Below are 18,502 nucleotides of genomic sequence, written 5' to 3'. Positions count from 1 at the left end.
ATAGCCGATGTCGGGAGTGCCCCTCAACGTGGGGTCCCTCACCGCTACCGTGGGGGGCGTGCAGCAGCCCGAGCTCCTCGACGCCGCCGTCGTCCGTGCCTGGGTGAGCACCGCCGCCCGCGCCCTGGCGGAGGCCCGCGCCGAGATCGACCGCGTGAACGTCTTCCCGGTGGCCGACGGCGACACCGGCACCAACATGTACCTCACGATCCGCGACGCCGCGGCGGCCGTCCGCGTGGCGCCGGCCGACGCGGGTGGTGCGCGGCTCCTGCGGCTGGCCGCCCGGGCCGCGCTGCTCGGGGCCCGGGGGAACTCCGGGGTGATCCTCAGCGAGTGGCTCCGCGGCCTCACGGTCGCGGCCACGCGGGGCGACAGCCTCGCGATCGCGCTCGACACCGCGGCCCGGACCGCGCGCCGCGCCGTCGCGCACCCGGCACCGGGCACGATCCTCACGGCGGCGGAGTCCGCCGCGGCGGCGGCCCGGCACGCCGAGGCGGGAGGGATGGTCGGTCCCGCCGGGGCGGCCGCACGACTGTCCACGACCGACGCGGCGTGCCGCGGCGCGCGGGAGGCGGCGCTGCGCAGCGTGGGGGCGCTGGAGCCCCTGCGTGCGGCGGGCGTGCTCGACGCCGGCGCCTGCGGGCTGGTGCTCGTGCTGCTGTCGCTGGCGGCGGCGCAGCGGGCGGCCGCCGAGGGAGTGTCGGGGGCGTCCGGCAGCATCGGCCCCGTGCTGCTGGACATCGACCTGCGCGGCCATGTCGGTCATGCCGCTCCCGCGCCCGCCGCGGGGGGCGACGACGCGTCGTCGCCCGACCAGGGCGCGGCGTCCGGTGGCGTCCGTGACGCCGGCCGGCACGAGCACGAGCACGGCGGCGTCGCGACGGACGACGTCGAGCTCATGTTCGTGCTGGAACGGTCGGCGTCCGCTGCCGACTTCAGCCCCGGCGCGGTGGCCGACGCGCTGCGCGCCGACCTGGACGACGTCGGGAGCTCGGTCGTCGTCGTGGGCGGCGGCGCCGAGGACGGCGCGGGCGCGGGTGACGCCGACCGGTCGCTCTGGCAGGCCCACGTGCACACCGCGGACCTCGACGCCGCGCTCGGCGTGGCACGGCGCTGGGCGTCGCGGGGCGCCGTGTCGCGGGTGTCGGTGCGCCACCTCGCGGTCCCGCCCGACCGGTGGGCGGTGGTGGTCACGACGGCCGCGCCGGCGCTGGCCGCGGAGCTCGCGCGCGGCGGCGCCGTCGTGGTCCTGGACCTCGACGTCCCCCCGACCGCGGCGGACCTCGTCGCCGCGGCCGTCGGGGCGGGTGCCCCGCGGGTGCTGGTCCTCGCGCCCGAGGCGCTGCAGCCCGACCCCGCGGGCCCCGGGGCGGAGGCCGCGGACGAACCCGAGGCGGCACCCGAGATCGTGCGGGTCGTCGCGCCCGGGGACGTGCACCTCGTGGCGGGGATGTCCGCGCTGGCGGCGACGCTCGACGACCCCCGGGAGGAGGACGCGGGCGTCCCCGACGCCGTCGGCGCGGTGGTCGCCGGGCTGCGCGTCGGCGGCGGCCCGGCCGTCACGGTCGGCGCGGTCGTCAAGCGGCTCGTGGCGGGTTCCCCGACCGCGATCGTCACCCTGCTGCCGGACGACGACGTCCCCGACGCCACGGTCGAGGTGCTCGCGTCGAGGGCCGCGGCCGTGTCCGACGGCGCGGACGTCGTCGTCATGCGCACCGGCCGCCCCGGGGACCACGTGGCGATCGGCGTCGAGCCGCTCCACGCCGACGCGGCGGAGGGTCGCGCATGACCGGGCGCGAGGGCGAGGGGCTGACCAAGGTGCTGGGGGCCCGCAGCGCGGGCCCGCTCGCCAAGCTGGGGCTCGTCACCGTCGGGGACCTGCTGCGGCACTACCCGCGCCGGTACGGCGACCCCGGCACGCTCACGGACATGGACAGGCTGGTGCTCGGCGAGCACGTCACCGTGATGGCGCGGGTCGCGCGGGCGACGGTCCGGACCATGCGCTCGCGCGCGGGCGCGATGCTGTCGGCGGTCGTCACGGACGGCCGGCACGAGCTGGCGCTGACGTTCTTCGCCAAGCGTGCCGGCGCGTTGCGGCCGCACGAGGACAAGCTGCGACCGGGGCGCGTGGGGTTGTTCACGGGGGTGGTGAGCGAGTACCGCGGCACCCGCCAGCTCACCCACCCGGACTACGTCCTCGTGGGCGTCGACGCGGACGACGCCGAGGAGGCGATGTTCGAGGCGAGCCGCCCCATCCCCATCTACCCCGCGTCGTCGTCCGTGCCCTCCTGGCGCATCCAGCGGGCCGTGCGCACGGTCCTCGACCCGCTCACCGAGGCGGACGTCGAGGACCCGGTGCCCGACGAGGTCCGCGCCCTCCACGGGCTGCCGGGCCGGCTCGACGCCCTGCGCGCGATCCACCACCCCGTCGACCAGCGCGCGTGGCAGCAGGCGCGCCACCGCTTCCGCTTCGAGGAGGCCTTCGTGCTGCAGGCGGCGCTCGCGCAGCGCCGGGCGCACGCCGCCGAACAGGAGGCCACCGCCCGTCCCCTCCGCGGCCCGGGGGAGCCGAGCCTGCTCGCCGACTTCGACGCGGGCCTGCCCTTCACGCTGACGGAGGGGCAGGCCTCGGTGGGCGAGGACCTGGCACACGAGCTCTCGCAGGCACGCCCCATGCAGCGGCTGCTGCAGGGCGAGGTGGGGTCCGGCAAGACGGTCGTGGCGCTGCGGGCGATGCTGCAGGTGGTCGACGCCGGCGGGCAGGCCGCGCTGCTGGCGCCCACGGAGGTGCTCGCGGCGCAGCACGCCCGCACGCTGCGGTCGCTGCTCGGGCCGCTGGCCGAGGGCGGACTGCTGGGCGGGGCCGCGCACGGTACCCGGGTGGCGCTGCTCACCGGCTCGCTCGGCGCGGCCGCGCGCAAGGAGGCGCTGCTGCAGGCGGCCAGCGGCGAGGCGGGGATCGTCGTGGGCACGCACGCCCTGCTGGGCGACCAGGTGCAGTTCGCGGACCTGGGCCTCGTCGTCGTCGACGAGCAGCACCGGTTCGGCGTCGAGCAGCGGGACGCGCTGCGCGCGAAGGGGCGGGTGGCTCCGCACGTGCTCGTCATGACGGCCACGCCCATCCCCCGGACGGTCGCGATGACGGTGTTCGGCGACCTCGAGACGTCGTCGCTCACGCAGGTGCCGGCCGGCCGGGCCGGCATCACGTCGCACGTGGTCCCCGCCGGCAACCCGCGGTGGATGGAGCGCACCTGGTCGCGCGTGCGCGAGGAGGTCGACAAGGGTCACCGCGCCTACGTCGTGTGCCCGCGGATCCACCCTGACGACGACCTGCCCGCCGGGGGCGGGGCCGCGGCGAAGGACTTCGACGACGTCCCGGACCTGCTCGAGCTCGTGGACGGCGACGGCGCGGGGGACGAGCGCCCGCCCCTGCGCGCCGTGCTCGAGGTGGCGGACATGCTGCGCGAGACGCCGGCGCTCGCGGGGCTCGACGTCGGCGTGCTGCACGGTCAGATGGCGCCCGCGGACAAGGAGTCCGCGATGGCGCGGTTCGCGGCCGGCGAGCTGCAGGTGCTGGTCTCCACCACCGTGATCGAGGTGGGCGTGGACGTACCCGAGGCCACGGTGATGGTCGTCTTCGACGCCGACCGGTTCGGGCTGTCCCAGCTGCACCAGCTGCGCGGCCGCGTCGGGCGCGGCGCGGCACCCGGGCTGTGCCTCCTGGTCTCGACGGCGCAGCCCGGCACGCCCGCCGCGACCCGGGTCGAGGCGCTCGCAGAGACGACCGACGGCTTCCGGCTCGCGACCCTGGACCTCGAGCTGCGCTCCGAGGGCGACGTGCTCGGGGCCGCCCAGTCCGGCCGGTCCAGCTCGCTGCGGCTGCTGCGCGTCGTGCAGGACGCCGACCTCATCGCCGACGCGCGGCGCGAGGCCACCGCCGTCGTCGACGCGGACCTCGAGCTCGGCTCCCACCCGGAGCTGCGCGCGGCGATCGCCGCCCAGCTGGACGACGAGCAGGAGGAGTTCCTCGAGAGGGCGTGACCCGTCGACTGGTTAGGCTCGGCGCCATGACGAGGATCGTGGCCGGCCGGTTCGGCGGGCGCTCGCTGCAGGTGCCGCCGAAGGGCACGCGACCCACCAGCGACCGGGTCCGCGAGGCGATCTTCTCCCGGCTGGACCACCTCGACGTGCTGGACGGCGCGCGGGTGCTCGACCTGTACGCGGGCTCCGGCGCGCTCGGCCTCGAGGCCGCGAGCCGCGGCGCCGCCGCGGTCGTGCTGGTGGACGCGAACCGGCGGGCGGCGGACGTCGCCCGCCGCAACGTGGCGACCCTGGGCCTGCAGCGCGAGGTGCGCGTCGTCGCCGACTCCGCGGAGCGGTTCGCGGCGGGTGCCTCACCGTCCGCCGGGACGGCCGGGGCGTCCGGGTACGACGTCGTCTTCCTCGACCCGCCCTACGACCTGGCCGAGGACGCGCTCGCGACGGTCCTGGCACATCTGGCCGCGCCCGGGGTGCTGGCCGCGGGCGCCGTCGTCGTGGTGGAGCGGTCCACCCGCAGCCCCGAGCCGGTCTGGCCCGCGGGCATGGAGGCGTTCGCCCGCAAGGACTACGGCGAGACGGCGGTGCACTACGCCGAGCCTGCCGACCCCGCCGGGGCCGCCGCGCCGGACGCCCCGGGGGCCGGCGGGGCGTAGCGCTCCGCCCCCTCGAGGACGGCGACGGGTACGGCGGCCAGCGCCTCGGCGTGGGCCGGGTCGACGAGCGCCACGGACTCCCCGGCCGCCGCGTCGAGCAGCCGCCGGACCGCGGGGTCGCCGGGCACGGTGCCCTCGCACTCCCGGAGGTGCTCGAGGAGGAAGCCGCGCACGGCGGCGGCCGGCACCGAGCCCGCGCCCGGCTCCGTCCCGAGCGCCACCAGCAGCATCGCGGGGACCCGCGGCGACCCCGGGCCCCCGATGCCCGGCTGGAAGTAGGGCAGGGCGAGCGCACGCGCCCCGTGCCGCGCGTAGAAGCGCAGGCGGGCCGCCGGGTCGCCATGGGTCGGGTGGACGGGGTGGTGGCCGGGGTGCTCGACCTCCGCCAGCACGATCACCGGGTGCAGCTCCTCGCGCCACCCGGCGAGCGACCGGTCCAGCAGCCGACCGCCGACCCCGCCGCCACGGTGCCCGGGCGCCAGCGCGAGGTAGTCCACGAGCAGCACCTGCGTGGCCCGCGACCACGAGGCCACGATCCCGGCGACCACCCGCCCGTCCCGCTCCACGCCGTAGGCCGTGAGCTCGCCGGAGGCGAGGCCGGCCCGCAGGTCGTCGGGCGACGTGAGCTCGTCGGGCGGGAAGGACGGCGCCAGGACGTCCCGCCACAGCGAGTCGACCTGGGCGGCACCGGTCAGGGGCACCACGGTCGGCTCCGCGGGCGACGGGTGGGGCGTGGCGTCGTCGGTCATGCCCCCAGGGTGTCCCCGTCGCGGGGTGACGGCACCCCGACCGGGCTCCCGGGGATCGCGACACCGCTGTACTAGCGTGACGGCGTGAGCATCGCCGTCTGCCCCGGGTCGTTCGACCCGATCACGCTCGGCCACCTCGACATCGTGCGGCGCACGCGCCGGATGTTCGACGTCGTGGTGGTCGGGGTGGCCCGCAACGCCGCCAAGAACGCGCTGCTCGGCCCCGAGGAGCGGGTGGAGCTGGCCCGGGCGGCGCTCGCGGCCGACCCGGAGACCGCCGACGTGCGGGTCGAGGTGGTGCCCGGGCTGCTGGTGGACTTCTGCCGGGAGCGCGGGGCGGTCGCGGTGGTCAAGGGCCTGCGCGGCGGCGCGGACTTCGACTCCGAGCTGCCGATGGCCCTCATGAACCGACACCTGACCGGGATCGAGACCGTCTTCGTGCCGGGGGAGCAGCGGTACGCGCACGTCGCGTCGTCGCTGGTCAAGGACGTGGCCCGGTACGGGGGACCGATCGACGACCTGGTGCCGGACGGCGTCGCGGACGCGGTGCGAGCCGCCCTCCGCAGATGACGCAGGGCTGATGAGCTGGACCGAGCAGCAGGGCAAGGAGCAGGGGATGAGCGAGACGACCGAGACCACGACCGGGACCGGCCAGGGGGACAACCCGGCCGGCGGGCTGCTGGACATCTTGGAGGACCTGGCCGCGCTGGTCGAGAACGCGCGCTCCGTGCCGCTGTCGACCAACGTGAAGGTGGACCGCGACCAGGCGCTCGCGCTCGTGGACGAGCTGCGCGACGCGCTGCCCACGCAGGTGGCCCGCGCCGACGAGGTGCTCGCGGCCGCCCGCGACACCCTGGACGACGCGCACCGCCAGGCGGAGGAGATCGTGGCCGCCGCCCGCGCCCGCGCGATCGAGCTGGTGCAGTCCGAGCAGGTCGTCGTGCAGGCGCAGTCGCGGGCTGCGGAGGTGGTCGCGGAGGCGGAGACGCGCGCGGCGGCGCTGCGCACCGACGCCGACTCGTACTGCGACGGGCGCCTGGCGGACTTCCAGCAGGACCTCGAGGCCCTGACGAACCAGGTGCGGGCCGGTCGGGAGAAGCTGGCCGAGCGCCTCGAGCAGGGGGCGCCACGGGTGCGGTGGGACGCCGTCGCCGACCCGCGCTGGCCGCAGGAGCGGCGCTCCTGACCTGCGCCGTCGGTCGTCGCCAGGCGTGAGAGGCGCGTCACTCCCGGGCGTGCTGCGCCGCGGCGCCAGGATGGCCTAGACTAGGTCGCTGGCCCGAGTCCGGGCCCCACCCCCTTCCCGCCCGTCGGGTCCACCCCTGTTCATCGGAGCCTGCCATCGCCACCGCGAAGCCCTCGCCGCTCGTGCTCGACACGCACGAGCTGTCTCGGCGACCCGGTTCGATGGAGGAGGTCGCGCGCGTCGTGCCCGCCCCCGCGGACATGGGGACCGCCGTCATCGGCGTGCCCGAGGGCGACGACCTCACCCTGGGCCTCCGCCTGGAGTCGGTCATGGAGGGGGTGCTGGTGTCCGGCGTCGTGCGCGGCACGGCGGTGGGGGAGTGCGTGCGCTGCCTCGACCCGGTCTCCCAGCAGGTGACGGTGCGCGTGCAGGAGCTCTTCGCCTACCCCGAGAGGGCGCAGGCGGCGGAGGAGTCCGGGGACGAGGACGCCGAGGACGAGCCGGTCCTGGTCGACGACCAGGCCGACATCGAGCCGGCGGTTCGGGATTCCCTCGTGACTGCACTACCATTTCAACCGCTGTGCCGTCCGGACTGCCCCGGCCTGTGCTCCGTCTGCGGGGCGCGGCTGGCGGACGACCCGGACCACCATCACGACCTCGTCGACCCCCGGTGGTCGGCGCTGCAGACCATGCTCGAGGATTCGAGCGTGTCCGACGAGACGAAAGAGAGCTAGCCGTGGCTGTTCCGAAGCGCAAGATGTCGCGCAGCAACACCCGTGCGCGCCGTTCGCAGTGGAAGACCACCGCGGCGGTTCTCACGACGTGCCCGAGCTGCAAGGGGCAGAAGCTGTCCCACGCCGCGTGCCCCACCTGCGGTGCCTACAAGGGCCGCCAGTACGCCGAGGCGCTGCGCACCGAGCACGCGGGCTGACATGCCTGCATCCGGCAACCGGCCCCGGCCGGAGCCGACCGCTCTTCTCGAGAAGCTCGGGGTCCACCTGGATCCCGAGCTTCTCGTGCTTGCCCTGACGCACCGGTCGTTCGCGCACGAGGCCGGGGGCATCCCGACCAACGAGCGGCTCGAGTTCCTGGGCGACACCGTGCTGGGGCTGGTCGTGACCGAGGCGCTCTACCGGCGTCACCCCGACCAGTCCGAGGGCGAGCTGGCGAAGATGCGCGCGGCGACGGTGTCGCAGCGTGCGCTCGCGGCGATCGCCCGCCGCCTCGACCTCGGCGGCTACGTGCTGCTCGGCAAGGGCGAGCTCCGCACCCGCGGGTTCGACAAGGACTCGATCCTGTCCGACACCGTGGAGGCGCTGATCGGCGCCACCTACCTGTCGCACGGCCTGGAGCCGGCGCGCGAGCTGGTGCACCGCCTCGTGGACACGACGCTGGACGCCGCCGCCGGGCTCGGCGCGGGGCTCGACTGGAAGACGTCGCTGCAGGAGGCGGCCGCCGTGCGCGGCTTCGGCGCCCCCGTGTACGAGGTCACCGGCGAGGGCCCCGAGCACGCGCGCGTCTTCCACGCCCAGGTGACCGCCGGCCCGGTGCTGGGCCTCGGTACCGGTTCCGCGAAGAAGCACGCCGAGCAGGCCGCCGCCGAGGAGGCGTACCGCGCCCTGCAGCAGGTCCCCGTGCCGGGCGTCGAGCCGGCGTCGGGCGTGACGGGCGACGCCGCCGGTGCCTGAGCTCCCCGAGGTCGAGACCGTCCGCGACGGCCTCGACCGGTTCGTCGTGGGCGCCGTCGTGCGCGACGTCGAGGTGTTCCGCGACTACTCCGTGCGGCGGCACGACGGCGGCCCCGCGGGGTTCGCCGACCAGCTGCGCGGCCGGCGCCTGGCCGCCGCGGTGCGGCGCGGCAAGTTCCTCTGGCTGCCCCTCGAGAGCGACGCGCCGGGGACCGCCGACGCCGCCCCCGCGGCCGCGTTGCTCGCGCACCTCGGTATGTCCGGGCAGCTGCTCGTGCGCGACCCCGCCGTCGCGGGCGACTGGGCGCACCCGCACCTGCGTGCCCGCCTCCACCTGACCGGTGCCCCGAGCGGCGCGGAGTACCTCGACTTCGTCGACCAGCGCACGTTCGGTCACCTGTCCGTCGTGGACCTGGAGCCGACGTCCGACGGCGCCCCCGGCGGCCTCGGCAGCGACCTGCCGGCCGTGCCGGAGCCGGTGGCGCACATCGGCCGGGACCCTCTCGACCCCGCGTTCGACGCCGACGCGGTGGTCGCCGCGATCCGGCGGCGGCGCACGGGGATCAAGCGGGCGCTGCTCGATCAGACGCTGCTGTCCGGCGTGGGCAACATCTACGCCGACGAGGCCTTGTGGCGCGCCCGCCTGCACTTCGCTCGCGCGACCGACCGGCTGCGGCCGGTGGAGGTGCGCCGCGCGCTCGACGCCGCCGCCGAGGTCATGGCCGAGTCCCTGGCACAGGGCGGGACGAGCTTCGACGCGCTCTACGTGAACGTCAACGGCGAGTCCGGCTACTTTGCGCGCGGCCTCGCCGCCTACGGCCGCGAGGGCGAGCCCTGCCCGCGCTGCGGGGCCCCGATCCGGCGGGACGCGTTCATGAACCGCTCGTCGTACACCTGCCCGGTCTGCCAGCCGCGGCCGCGCAACGGCCGCTGGTGACGCGCTCCTGACGCCGCCGGTTCACCGGCCCAGGGCCCAGGCGGCCAGGTCGTCGACCGCACGCCGGTCGAGCGCGCCGGCCCCCGCGTTGCGCATGGCGTACTCGCCGAGCAGGGCGCGGTAGAGGATCGCGGCGCGCCGCGGGGCGTCCGGGGCGCCGGCTCCGATGAGGAGGCGTTCCAGGTAGGCGGTCCGTGCCCCGTCGACGGCGTGCACCGCGTCGCGGGCGCGGGTGTCGTGGGCGGCCCAGGCGCGGACGGCGCCGTCGAACCGGCCGTCGAGGACCGCGCCGGGCCCGCCGCCCGCGTGCTCGAAGGCCAGGCGCAGGAGCCCGAGCAGCCGGTCGGCCGGGTCGTCGGAGGCCTCCTCCACCCGGGTGATCACGCCGGCGGTGCCGACGGTGCGCCAGTGCTCGAGCAGGGCGTCGAGCAGGGCGGCCCGGTCGGCGAAGTGCCAGTAGAAGCTGCCCTTGGAGACGCCGAGCTCGCGCGCGAGGGGCTCGACGCGGACGGCGTCGACGCCGTCCGCTGCGAGCCTCCCGGCGGCGGCGCGGACCCAGTCGGCGGCGGAGAGCGAACCCATCCGTTGACCATACGCCACCGTACGGTTACCGTGACCGTACGCCACCGTATGGAGGATCCGATGTCGATCGCCGCCGCCGTCCTGCTCGCCGTCGTCGCCACGCTGCACGCCGTGCTCGGGGAGCACGTGATCGTCCGCCCGCTCCTCGCCTCGCCCGGCTGGCGCACCCGGCTCGCGCATCCCTGGGACGGCCGGCTGATCCGCGCCGTCTGGCACGCGCTGTCGCTCGCCTGGTACGCGCTCGCCGCGATGCTGCTCGGCTGGTCCGTGCCGGTCACCGTCGGCGTGCTGTGCCTGGCCACCGGAACCCTGATCTTCGCCTCCGTGCCCGGCCACCTCGCCTGGCCGATCTTCGCCGCGGCGGGACTGCTCGCCCTCGGGGCCGGCGGGGCGATCCCCGAGGCAGCGTTGTGGGCGGGAGCCGGGGCCGCCGTCCTCGCCGCGCTCGTCGCCGCCGGCTTCCACGCCGCCTGGGCGTCGGGCGCGACGGCCGGGGCGGGCCGGGTGCTGCCGCAGCGCCGCGGCACCCGCGAGCCCGTGGTCCGGCCGGGGCCGGTCGCGGCGCTGGCCGTCGTCGTGGCGCTCGTCTCCTACGCGGCGGTGATCGTCGCCCTCGCCGTCGGTGCCGACGGGGGCTGGTGGCGTGGGCTCGGCGTCGCGGCCCTGGTCGTCCTGCTGGCCCGCGTCGTGGGGGACGGGCGCTACGTGGGTGTCTCGAAGCGGGTGCGGGGCACCCGGTTCGCCCGGGCCGACGACCGGTGGTGGACGCCGGCCGTCGGGCTGCTGGCCGCCGGCGCCGCGGCGGGGCTGGCGCTGGGCGCCTGATCCCCGGCGGATCGGTGGGGCGTCAGCGCGCGACGACGTTGCGCAGCCCGGCGGCGCCGTCGGCCTGCCAGGCCCGTACCTGCTCGGCGACGAAGCCGGCCGCGCCCTGCGGCCGCCCGCCCGCGACGTGCGGCGTGAGGATGAGGTGCGGGGCGTCCCACAGCGGCGAGTCCTCGGGCAGCGGCTCGGTCTCGGTGACGTCGAGCGCGGCGCCGGCGATCGTGCCGTCGCGGAGGGCTGCGACCAGCGCTTCCTCGTCGACGGTGGCCCCGCGGCCGGCGTTGACGAACCGCGCGTGCGCGGGCAGCAGGCCGAGCACGCGGGCGCCCGCCGCGTGGTGCGTCGCCTCGGTCGCGGGGAGCAGCGAGACGAGCACGTCGGTCGTGGGCGCGACCTCGTCGATCGACGCCACCACGGGGAAGCCGTACCGCTCGCCCGCCGACGACGCGACGCCGGTCACGCGCGCGCCGAGCGCCGCCAGCAGCGGGGCGAGGACGGCGGCGATGGAGCCGAAGCCCCAGATCGTGACCCGGGCGCCGTGCAGCGTGAACTGCGACTCGTGGTTCGCCTGCTCCTTGCCGAGGTCTCGGTCCCAGCGGCGCTCGTGCTGGGCCTCGAGCGTGCGGTCGAGGCGCCGCACGGAGGCGAGGACGAGCGCGAGGGTGTGCTCGGCGACGGTCGCGTCGTGCAGGGAACGCCCCGAGGAGATGACGACGTCGGGCGCGAAACCGGCGGCGAGCGCCTGGTCGGGGCCGGCGTTGAGGGTCTGCACCCAGCGCAGGTGCGGCATCCGGCGCGCGGCGTCCTCCATGACCCGCTGCGGGCTGGACCAGGTGACCAGGGCGTCGGCGTCGGTGTGCTCCTCCGGCACCGGGTCGCGCATCACGTAGCGCGCCACCTCCACGCCGGGGACGTCGATCGTCAGGTCGAAGGGCACGTTGCCGGGCACGAGGAGCTTCACGCCTCGCGACGTTAGCAGCCCGCCGGCGGGTGGTTCGGTGCCGTTCGCCGTGCGCCCCGTGACCTGCGCTCATATCGTGCGAGAGGCCGGCGTCCGCCGGATGGGCAGAGTGTCGAGGAGGTCGGCATGACGACGTCGGGGACGGGGACGGCGCCGCCGAACCGCGAGCAGGTGCGGCAGGCGATGACGGCGCGCACGCCGCGCAACTACGTCACGTGGATCACGCTCGCGTTCATGATCACGTCGTCCGTGGCGAGCCTCCGGGCCGCGCCGACGATGGCGGTCTACGGGCTCGCGGCCGTGTTCCTGTACGTGGTGCCGGCGCTGGTCTTCCTGCTGCCGACGTCGCTCGTCTCGGCGGAGCTGGCGTCCGGCTGGTCGGGGGGCGTGTACCGGTGGGTGGCGGAGGGCCTGTCCAAGCCGCTCGGCTTCCTGGCCGTGTGGTGCCAGTTCGCGATGACGATCTTCTACTACCCGAGCCTGCTGGGGTACGTGGCCAGCACGTTCGCCTACGTCATCAACCCGGCCCTGGCGTCCAACGGCGTGTACGTGGCCATCGTCATCGTCGTCATCTACTGGGCCGGCGTGTGGGTGTCGTCGCAGGGCACGAAGACGGTGGCGGGCCTGTCCAGCGCCGGGCTGATCATCGGCACGCTGATCCCGGCGGCGATCCTCGTCGTCCTGGGCATCGTGTTCCTCGGGCAGGGCAACCAGTCGGCGGCCCCGATGGACGCGTCCCACCTGCTGCCGCAGTGGACGGGCATCGCCTCCCTCGTGCTCATCGTCAACAACTTCCTGTCGTACGCCGGCATGGAGATGAACTCCGTGCACGTGAACACGCTGCGCAACCCGGGCAAGGAGTTCCCGCGCGCGATGTTCCTGGCGATCGGGCTGGTGCTGGTGATCTTCATCCTCCCGGCGGTCGCGATCAGCTGGGTGATCCCGGCCGACCAGCTCTCCCTCACCGCGGGCGTCATGCAGGCGTTCGACGCGTTCTTCGCCAACTTCGGGGTGTCGTGGCTGACGCCGATCCTCGGCCTCATGCTCATCGCGGCGTCGATCGGCGGCATGCTCACCTGGCTCGCCGGGCCGTCGAAGGGCCTGCTGACGGTGGCGCGCGAGGAGGGCTACATGCCGCCCTTCCTGCAGCGGCTCAACAAGAACGGCGTGCAGCAGAACATCCTCGTCGCCCAGGGCGTGTTCACCACGGTCATCGCGCTGCTGTACGCGTTCATCCCCGACGTCTCCAGCGCGTACTGGATCCTGTCGGTCATCACCACGCAGGTGTACCTGATCATGTACCTGCTGCTGTTCGTCGCCGCGATGCGGCTGCGCCGCACGGCGCCCGACCACCCGCGCGGCTATCGCGCCCCCGCGCTCGGGGTCCTGTGCGTGGTGGGGTTCCTCGCCTCGGTGGCCGCGATGATCATCGGGTTCGTGCCGCCCGCGCAGTTCTCCAGCGGTTCCGTGTGGACCTACATCCTCATCGTCGGCGGCGGGCTCGGCATCATCGGCCTGCTCATCCCGTGGCTCTTCCTCCGGCTGCGGAAGCCGTCGTGGCGGCAGCCCGCGCCCGAGGTGGCCGCGACCGACGAGCCGGAGGCGTGAGATGACCACCACGACGCCGTCGCACGAGGCCGGGCGCGGGACCGGCGGTCAGCGACGCTGGATCACCTACACGGCGGCCGCGGTCCTGCTGATCCTGCTCGGCGCGATCATGATGATCCAGTTCGCCGGCCACCAGGACCGGCAGGACGAGCGCGAGGCGGAGCAGAAGGCCGCGACCCTGCACGCCGCGTTCGCCGACATCGGCATCACGGCCTTCTCGGAGGAGACCATCGCCCGGGTGCTCGGGTCCGACGGCGGCGGGTTCTGCACCGATCCCGCCGCGCTCGTGGACGCCACGGCGAACCTGGGCTCGGCGAACGGCGCCGCCGGCCCGGGCCTGCGGCCCTCCGTGCTCGACGAGCGCCGCCTCGAGGGCGACCGCCTCGTGATCGAGACCTACTGCCCCGACCAGCTCGACGAGTTCGACGCCTACGTCGACTCGCTGAACCTGGACGACACCACCACCCAGCCCGCCGGCGAGCCCACCAGCGATCCCAGCACCGATGCCAGCACCGATGCCAGCACCGAGGAGACCTCATGACCGCCACCGACGTCGAGGCCGTGCGCGCCGCCGTCGCGCCGCTGCTGCCGCGGGCGCTCGACGACCTGCGCACCCTGGTCGCCATCCCGTCCGTCGCGGACGAGCGGCTCTTCCCGCGCGAGGAGTGCGAGCGCGCGGCCCGGTGGGTGGTCGACGCGTTCCGCGCCGAGGGCATCCACGACGCGCGTCGCGAGCGCACCCCCGACGGCTCGGACGTCGTCGTCGGGTACCGGCCCGGCCCGCCCGGCGCCCCGACCGTGCTGCTGTACGCCCACTACGACGTGCAGCCGCCTCTCGACGACGCCGCCTGGACCACGCCGCCGTTCGAGCTCACGGAGCGTGACGGCCGGCTCTACGGGCGCGGCGCGGCGGACTGCAAGGGCAACATCGTCACGCACCTCACGGCGCTGCGGGCGCTGCGGTCGCTGGTGGGCGACGACCTGCCGGTGGGCGTGCGCATCGTGATCGAAGGCTCGGAGGAGCAGGGCACCGGCGGCCTCGACGGCTGGGTGGAGGCGAACCCGGGCGCCCTGGCCGCCGACGCGATGCTCATCCAGGACACCGGCAACGCGACGCTCGGCCTGCCCACGCTCACCGTGTCGCTGCGCGGCGCGACGAGCGTCGTCGTGCGCGTGGAGGCGCTCGAGGGCGAGATCCACTCGGGCATGTTCGGCGGCGCCGCGCCCGACGCCCTCGCGGCGCTGGTCGCGCTCCTGGCCTCGCTGCGCGACGCCGAGGGGAACACGACGATCGACGGCGTGGAGGCCTCGGGGGGGTGGCCGGGCGTCGGGTACGACGCCGACCAGTTCCGTGCCGACGCGGGCGCGCTGCCGGGCACGCGGCTGCTCGGCGACGGCGCCGTGGCCGACATGCTGTGGGCCCGCCCGGTCGTGACGATCCTCGGCATCGACGCGCCGTCCGTCGTCGGGTCGGCCGCGGCGATCCAGCCGCGCGCCGCGGCCCGCCTCAACCTGCGCGTGCCGCCCGGCGCGGACGCCCGCGATCTGCAGGACAAGCTCGTCGCGCACCTCGAGGCGCACGCGCCGTGGGGCGTGCGCGTCACCGTGGAGAGGGACACGCCGGGCCAGCCGTTCGCCGCCCGCACCGAGGGGCACGTCTTCGAGACCCTCTCCACGGCGCTCGCGGACGCCTACGGCCGCGCCACCGTGACCGCCGGGCAGGGCGGGTCCATCCCGTTGTGCAACATCCTCGCGGGCCAGTACCCCGACGCGGCGATCGTGCTGCTCGGCGTCGAGGAGCCGGCCTGCCTCATCCACGCGCCGAACGAGAGCGTCCACCCGAGCGAGATCGAGAACCTGGCGGTGGGGGAGGCGCTGTTCCTGGCCCGCCTCGGCGCATGACGGCGGAGCACCGCCCGGCGGCCGCCCGCTACGACGCCGTCGTGGTGGGCGGCGGGCACAACGGGCTCACGGCGGCCGCGTACCTGGCGCGGGCGGGGCGCAGCGTGCTGGTGCTCGAACGCCTCGACCACGTGGGCGGCGCGGCGGTGTCGGCGCGGGTGTTCCCGGGCGTGGACGCGCGGCTGTCGCGCTACTCCTACCTCGTGTCGCTCCTGCCGCGCCGGATCGTCGAGGAGCTGGCTCTCCCGGTGACCCTCCGGCGCCGCCGGTACTCGTCGTACACGCCCGTGGGGGACGCCGGCCTGCTCGTCGACACCGGGGACGACGCCGCCACGCGGGGCTCGTTCGCGGCCGTCGGCGCGGCGGACGACCACGCGGCGTGGCAGCGCTGGTACGCCGCCACCGGCCGCCTGGCGAGCCGGCTCTTCCCGACGCTCACCGAGCCGCTGCCGTCGCGGGCCGAGGCCCGCGCCCTCGTGGACGACGCCGCGACCTGGCGCGACCTCGTCGAGCGGCCGCTGGGGGAGGCGTTGCGCGAGCGGTTCGCCTCCGACGTCGTGCGGGGCGTCGTCGCCACCGACGGGCTGATCGGCACGTTCGCCGACCTCGACGAGGGCTCGCTGGCGCAGAACCGCTGCTACGTCTACCACGTGATCGGCGGCGGGACCGGGGACTGGGACGTGCCGGTGGGCGGCATGGGCGCCGTGTCCGGGGCGCTGCGGGACGCGGCCGTCGCCGCCGGCGCCACCGTCATGACGCGGGCCGTGGTGTCCGCCGTCGACCCCGGCAGCGGCGGCGAGGCGCGGGTCGCGTGGACCGACGAGGACGGTCGTGACCACGAGGTCGCGGCGGGCACGGCGCTGTGCGGCGCGGCGCCCGCCACCCTCGATCGCCTGCTGGCCGCGGCCGGCGCGGCGCCGTCGGGCCGCGCCACGTCCGCGCCGCCCGAGGGCGCCCAGCTCAAGGTGAACCTCCTGCTGCGCCGCCTGCCCCGGCTCCGCGACGGCGTCGACCCGGCCGCCGCGTTCGGGGGCACCTTCCACGTCAACGAGTCGGCCGCGCAGCTCCGGGCCGCGCACGCGCAGGCGGCGTCGGGGCAGATCCCCGACCTGCCGCCGTGCGAGACGTACTGCCACTCCCTGACGGACCCGTCGATCCTCGGGCCGGACCTGCGCGCGTCGGGCGCCCACACGCTCACCCTGTTCGGCCTGCACATGCCCGCGCGGCTGTTCCGAGGCGACGCCGCCACGCACGACGCCACCCGGGAGCGGGCGCTCGCGGCCACGCTCGCGTCGCTGGACGCGGTCCTTGCCGAGCCGATCGGGGACGTGCTGCTGCGCGACGCCGAGGGGCGTCCCTGCCTCGAGGCCCGCAGCCCCGTGGACCTGGAGGGGGACGTCGGCCTGCCGGGCGGTCACATCTTCCACCGCGACCTGTCGTGGCCGTGGGCGCCGGACGACGAGGCCGGCCTCGACCGCCCGGGCTCCTGGGGCGTGGAGACCGCGCACCCGCGCGTGCTGCTGGCCGGCGCGGGCGCGCGGCGCGGCGGGGGAGTGAGCGGCATTCCCGGCCGCGCCGCGGCGATGGCGGTGCTCGGCGCCTCCGGTCAGGGCGGCTAGCGGATCTCGACCCGCAGCAGCCGCCGCATGCCGACGGCGAGCGGCAGCCCGATCCACACGAGCCCCGCCGTCCCGAGCTGGGCCCACTGCTCGTCGGTGACCGCCGGCGCGCCGAGCACGCTCATCGCCAGGCTCAGGTCGAGCCAGGAGCCGTGCTCGGCCCACCACGGGGCGAGGCCGGCGATCATGCCGGACAGGGACGGCAGGATCAGGACGAACCCGAGGTAGGCCACCAGGGCCGGCGCGGACGCCCGGATCAGCACGGCGAACCCGAAGCCCACGGCGAGGGCCACGACGTCGAGCAGCGCTGCCCGCGACGCCTGTTCGAGCGTCAGGTCCCAGGCGGGGTCGATACCGCGGAACGCGGAGGCGGCGAAGGTGCCCAGGGCCGCGGCGGCGAGCTGCACGACGCCGGCGGCCAGCGCCACCGCGACGGTCGCGACCCCCTTCGCGAGGACGACCCGGCCGCGGCGGGGCACCAGCGCGAAGGTCGTCAGGGCGCTGCGCTGGTTCCACTCGCTGGTGACGGCCAGGACGGCCACCATCGGCAGCACGAGCTGCATCGGGAACCCGATCATGGACGTGAACGAGGCGAAGCCGACCTCGTCGTCGCGCCCCCACACCGCCACGGCACCGACCACGGCACCGGCGATGAGCGCGATGGAGACCAGCAGCCACGCGCCGGCGCGGGTGTCGAGCATCTTGCGCACCTCGACGTCGACAAGGCGGGTCATCGGCACGGGCGCGGGCCTGCGGTTCCCGGCCAGGGCCGGGGCGGGGCGCTCGGAGGCGGTGGTGTCGACGGCGGTCATGCGGCGGCTCCGTTCGTGGTGACGGTCGATGCGGGGTCGCGCTGGTCGGCGGCAGTGAGCTCGAGGAACATCTCCTCCAGGCCGGCGCCGTCGGCGGTCCGCAGCTCCGTCACGGCGAGGCCGGCGCCGAAGGCGACGCGCCCCGCGGCCGCCAGGTCGGCGTCGGTCGCGACCGCCCCGTCGGCGGTGGGTGTGACCTGGAACCCCGCCGCCGAGAGTGCTGCGCCGAGCGCCGCGGCGTCGTCGGACCGCACGAGGGTGCCGACCCCCGCGAGCAGGTCGCGGGTAGGCCCGGAGGCGACGATGCGGCCCCGGCCGATCATGACGATGTCGTCGGCGATCATCTCGATCTCGGCGAGCAGGTGGCTGGAGAGCAGCACCGTGCCGCCGTCGTCGGCGAAGCCGCGCAGGAGGTCGCGCATCCAGCGGATCCCGGCCGGGTCGAGCCCGTTCGCGGGCTCGTCGAGCACGAGCACCCGCGGGTCGCCCAGGAGGGCGGTGGCGATCCCGAGGCGCTGGCGCATCCCGAGCGAGTAGTCGCGGACCCGGCGCCGGCTCTCGGTGCCGGTGAGGCCCACGAGGTCGAGCATGGCGTCCACCCGGGCTGCGGGCAGACCCATCGTGCGCCGGGCGAGGTCGAGGGTCTCGCGGCCCGTCCGGCCGCCGTGCTGCGCCGACGCGTCCAGCAGCACCCCGACCTCGAGCCCCGGGTTCGGTAGGTCGCCGTACCGGCGGCCGAGCACGCGCGCGCTGCCCGACGTCGGCTCGGCGAGGCCGACCAGGATGCGCAGCGTCGTGGACTTGCCGGCGCCGTTGGGCCCCAGGAAGCCCGTCACCCGCCCGGGGGCGGCCGTGAACGACGCGTCGTCGACGGCCGCGAAGCCGCCGTACCGCTTGGTGAGGGACTCGATGGTGATCACCATCGGACGCTAGCCGCGC

At 75.9% G+C, this 18,502-nt stretch carries 19 protein-coding genes; 14 read left to right on the top strand and 5 right to left on the bottom strand.

Annotated elements, in window-relative coordinates; translation table 11 throughout:
* Positions 1–7 precede the first annotated feature (7 nt).
* Genes ACFCZN_RS04145 through rsmD form a run of 3 tightly spaced genes read left to right on the top strand, consistent with a single transcriptional unit; the run spans position 8 to position 4,694 of the window.
* Positions 8–1,789, top strand: a complete 1,782-nt coding sequence (locus tag ACFCZN_RS04145; protein ID WP_430555908.1) for a DAK2 domain-containing protein — start codon at positions 8–10, stop codon at positions 1,787–1,789.
* Positions 1,786–4,041, top strand: a complete 2,256-nt coding sequence (locus tag ACFCZN_RS04140; RefSeq protein WP_430555907.1) for an ATP-dependent DNA helicase RecG — start codon at positions 1,786–1,788, stop codon at positions 4,039–4,041. The genes ACFCZN_RS04145 and ACFCZN_RS04140 overlap by 4 nt, the downstream gene beginning before the upstream one ends.
* A gap of 26 nt (positions 4,042–4,067) precedes the next feature.
* The gene (gene rsmD, locus ACFCZN_RS04135) at positions 4,068–4,694 is read left to right on the top strand and encodes a 16S rRNA (guanine(966)-N(2))-methyltransferase RsmD (protein WP_429764002.1); all 627 of its coding nucleotides are present in this window, start codon (positions 4,068–4,070) and stop codon (positions 4,692–4,694) included.
* Here the strand turns inward: rsmD and ACFCZN_RS04130 are convergent.
* Positions 4,628–5,443 carry a GNAT family N-acetyltransferase gene (locus tag ACFCZN_RS04130; RefSeq protein ID WP_429764003.1) on the bottom strand — a complete coding sequence of 272 codons (816 nt, stop codon included), beginning with the start codon at positions 5,441–5,443 and terminating at the stop codon, positions 4,628–4,630. The two genes, rsmD and ACFCZN_RS04130, sit on opposite strands and share 67 nt — an antisense overlap.
* An 84-nt stretch (positions 5,444–5,527) precedes the next feature.
* Between ACFCZN_RS04130 and coaD the strand changes: the two genes are divergently transcribed.
* The 6 genes from coaD (at position 5,528) to mutM (ending at position 9,254) form a co-directional block, all read left to right on the top strand.
* Complete coding sequence (coaD, locus tag ACFCZN_RS04125; protein WP_429764004.1) at positions 5,528–6,013, top strand: pantetheine-phosphate adenylyltransferase; 486 nt, start codon at positions 5,528–5,530, stop codon at positions 6,011–6,013.
* Positions 6,014–6,059: 46 nt separating this feature from the next.
* Positions 6,060–6,629, top strand: a complete 570-nt coding sequence (locus ACFCZN_RS04120; RefSeq protein ID WP_429764005.1) for a hypothetical protein — start codon at positions 6,060–6,062, stop codon at positions 6,627–6,629.
* 182 nt (positions 6,630–6,811) lie between these two features.
* On the top strand, positions 6,812–7,363 hold the full coding sequence (locus tag ACFCZN_RS04115; protein WP_429764006.1) for a YceD family protein: 552 nt from the start codon (positions 6,812–6,814) through the stop codon (positions 7,361–7,363).
* Positions 7,364–7,365: 2 nt separating this feature from the next.
* Positions 7,366–7,560 (top strand): 50S ribosomal protein L32, encoded by a 195-nt coding sequence (gene rpmF / locus ACFCZN_RS04110; RefSeq protein WP_079574722.1) that lies wholly within the window; start codon positions 7,366–7,368, stop codon positions 7,558–7,560.
* A gap of 1 nt (position 7,561) precedes the next feature.
* The gene (rnc, locus tag ACFCZN_RS04105) at positions 7,562–8,317 is read left to right on the top strand and encodes a ribonuclease III (protein WP_429764007.1); all 756 of its coding nucleotides are present in this window, start codon (positions 7,562–7,564) and stop codon (positions 8,315–8,317) included.
* Positions 8,310–9,254 carry a bifunctional DNA-formamidopyrimidine glycosylase/DNA-(apurinic or apyrimidinic site) lyase gene (mutM, locus tag ACFCZN_RS04100; protein ID WP_429764008.1) on the top strand — a complete coding sequence of 315 codons (945 nt, stop codon included), beginning with the start codon at positions 8,310–8,312 and terminating at the stop codon, positions 9,252–9,254. Before rnc ends, mutM begins: the two co-directional genes overlap by 8 nt.
* Before the next feature lie 21 nt (positions 9,255–9,275).
* Here the strand turns inward: mutM and ACFCZN_RS04095 are convergent, their stop codons facing one another.
* A complete protein-coding gene (locus ACFCZN_RS04095) occupies positions 9,276–9,836 on the bottom strand; it encodes a TetR/AcrR family transcriptional regulator (protein ID WP_430555906.1) in 561 nt (186 codons plus the stop codon).
* Between the two features lie 60 nt (positions 9,837–9,896).
* Here ACFCZN_RS04095 and ACFCZN_RS04090 point away from each other — a divergent pair, with 60 nt between their 5' ends.
* Entirely contained in the window at positions 9,897–10,661 is a 765-nt protein-coding gene (locus ACFCZN_RS04090) for a DUF3995 domain-containing protein (protein WP_430555905.1), read from the top strand.
* 22 nt (positions 10,662–10,683) lie between these two features.
* Here the strand turns inward: ACFCZN_RS04090 and ACFCZN_RS04085 are convergent, their stop codons facing one another.
* The gene (locus ACFCZN_RS04085) at positions 10,684–11,622 is read right to left on the bottom strand and encodes an NAD(P)-dependent oxidoreductase (protein WP_429764011.1); all 939 of its coding nucleotides are present in this window, start codon (positions 11,620–11,622) and stop codon (positions 10,684–10,686) included.
* A 126-nt stretch (positions 11,623–11,748) separates the two neighbouring features.
* Between ACFCZN_RS04085 and ACFCZN_RS04080 the strand changes: the two genes are divergently transcribed.
* The 4 genes from ACFCZN_RS04080 to ACFCZN_RS04065 are packed head-to-tail and all read left to right on the top strand — an operon-like array spanning position 11,749 to position 16,751.
* Positions 11,749–13,230 carry an APC family permease gene (locus ACFCZN_RS04080; RefSeq protein WP_430555904.1) on the top strand — a complete coding sequence of 494 codons (1,482 nt, stop codon included), beginning with the start codon at positions 11,749–11,751 and terminating at the stop codon, positions 13,228–13,230.
* Between the two features lies 1 nt (position 13,231).
* Positions 13,232–13,771 (top strand): hypothetical protein, encoded by a 540-nt coding sequence (locus ACFCZN_RS04075; RefSeq protein ID WP_430555903.1) that lies wholly within the window; start codon positions 13,232–13,234, stop codon positions 13,769–13,771.
* Positions 13,768–15,132, top strand: a complete 1,365-nt coding sequence (locus tag ACFCZN_RS04070; protein ID WP_430555902.1) for a dipeptidase — start codon at positions 13,768–13,770, stop codon at positions 15,130–15,132. The genes ACFCZN_RS04075 and ACFCZN_RS04070 overlap by 4 nt, the downstream gene beginning before the upstream one ends.
* On the top strand, positions 15,129–16,751 hold the full coding sequence (locus ACFCZN_RS04065; protein ID WP_430555901.1) for a phytoene desaturase family protein: 1,623 nt from the start codon (positions 15,129–15,131) through the stop codon (positions 16,749–16,751). Before ACFCZN_RS04070 ends, ACFCZN_RS04065 begins: the two co-directional genes overlap by 4 nt.
* On the opposite strand, the gene ACFCZN_RS04060 is transcribed toward ACFCZN_RS04065, so the two are convergent.
* Together ACFCZN_RS04060 and ACFCZN_RS04055 are read right to left on the bottom strand one after the other, a co-directional pair.
* Positions 16,748–17,563, bottom strand: a complete 816-nt coding sequence (locus tag ACFCZN_RS04060; protein ID WP_430555900.1) for an ABC transporter permease — start codon at positions 17,561–17,563, stop codon at positions 16,748–16,750. The two genes, ACFCZN_RS04065 and ACFCZN_RS04060, sit on opposite strands and share 4 nt — an antisense overlap.
* Entirely contained in the window at positions 17,560–18,483 is a 924-nt protein-coding gene (locus ACFCZN_RS04055) for an ABC transporter ATP-binding protein (protein ID WP_429764017.1), read from the bottom strand. The genes ACFCZN_RS04060 and ACFCZN_RS04055 overlap by 4 nt, the downstream gene beginning before the upstream one ends.
* Between the last annotated feature and the right edge of the window lie 19 nt (positions 18,484–18,502).

The organism is Isoptericola sp. NPDC056134 (assembly GCF_042264825.1).
In the GTDB taxonomy this organism is placed as follows: domain Bacteria; phylum Actinomycetota; class Actinomycetes; order Actinomycetales; family Cellulomonadaceae; genus Isoptericola; species Isoptericola nanjingensis.
The sequence above is the reverse complement of the archived record's forward strand: the minus strand, read 5'-3'. Positions and strand labels throughout refer to the sequence as shown.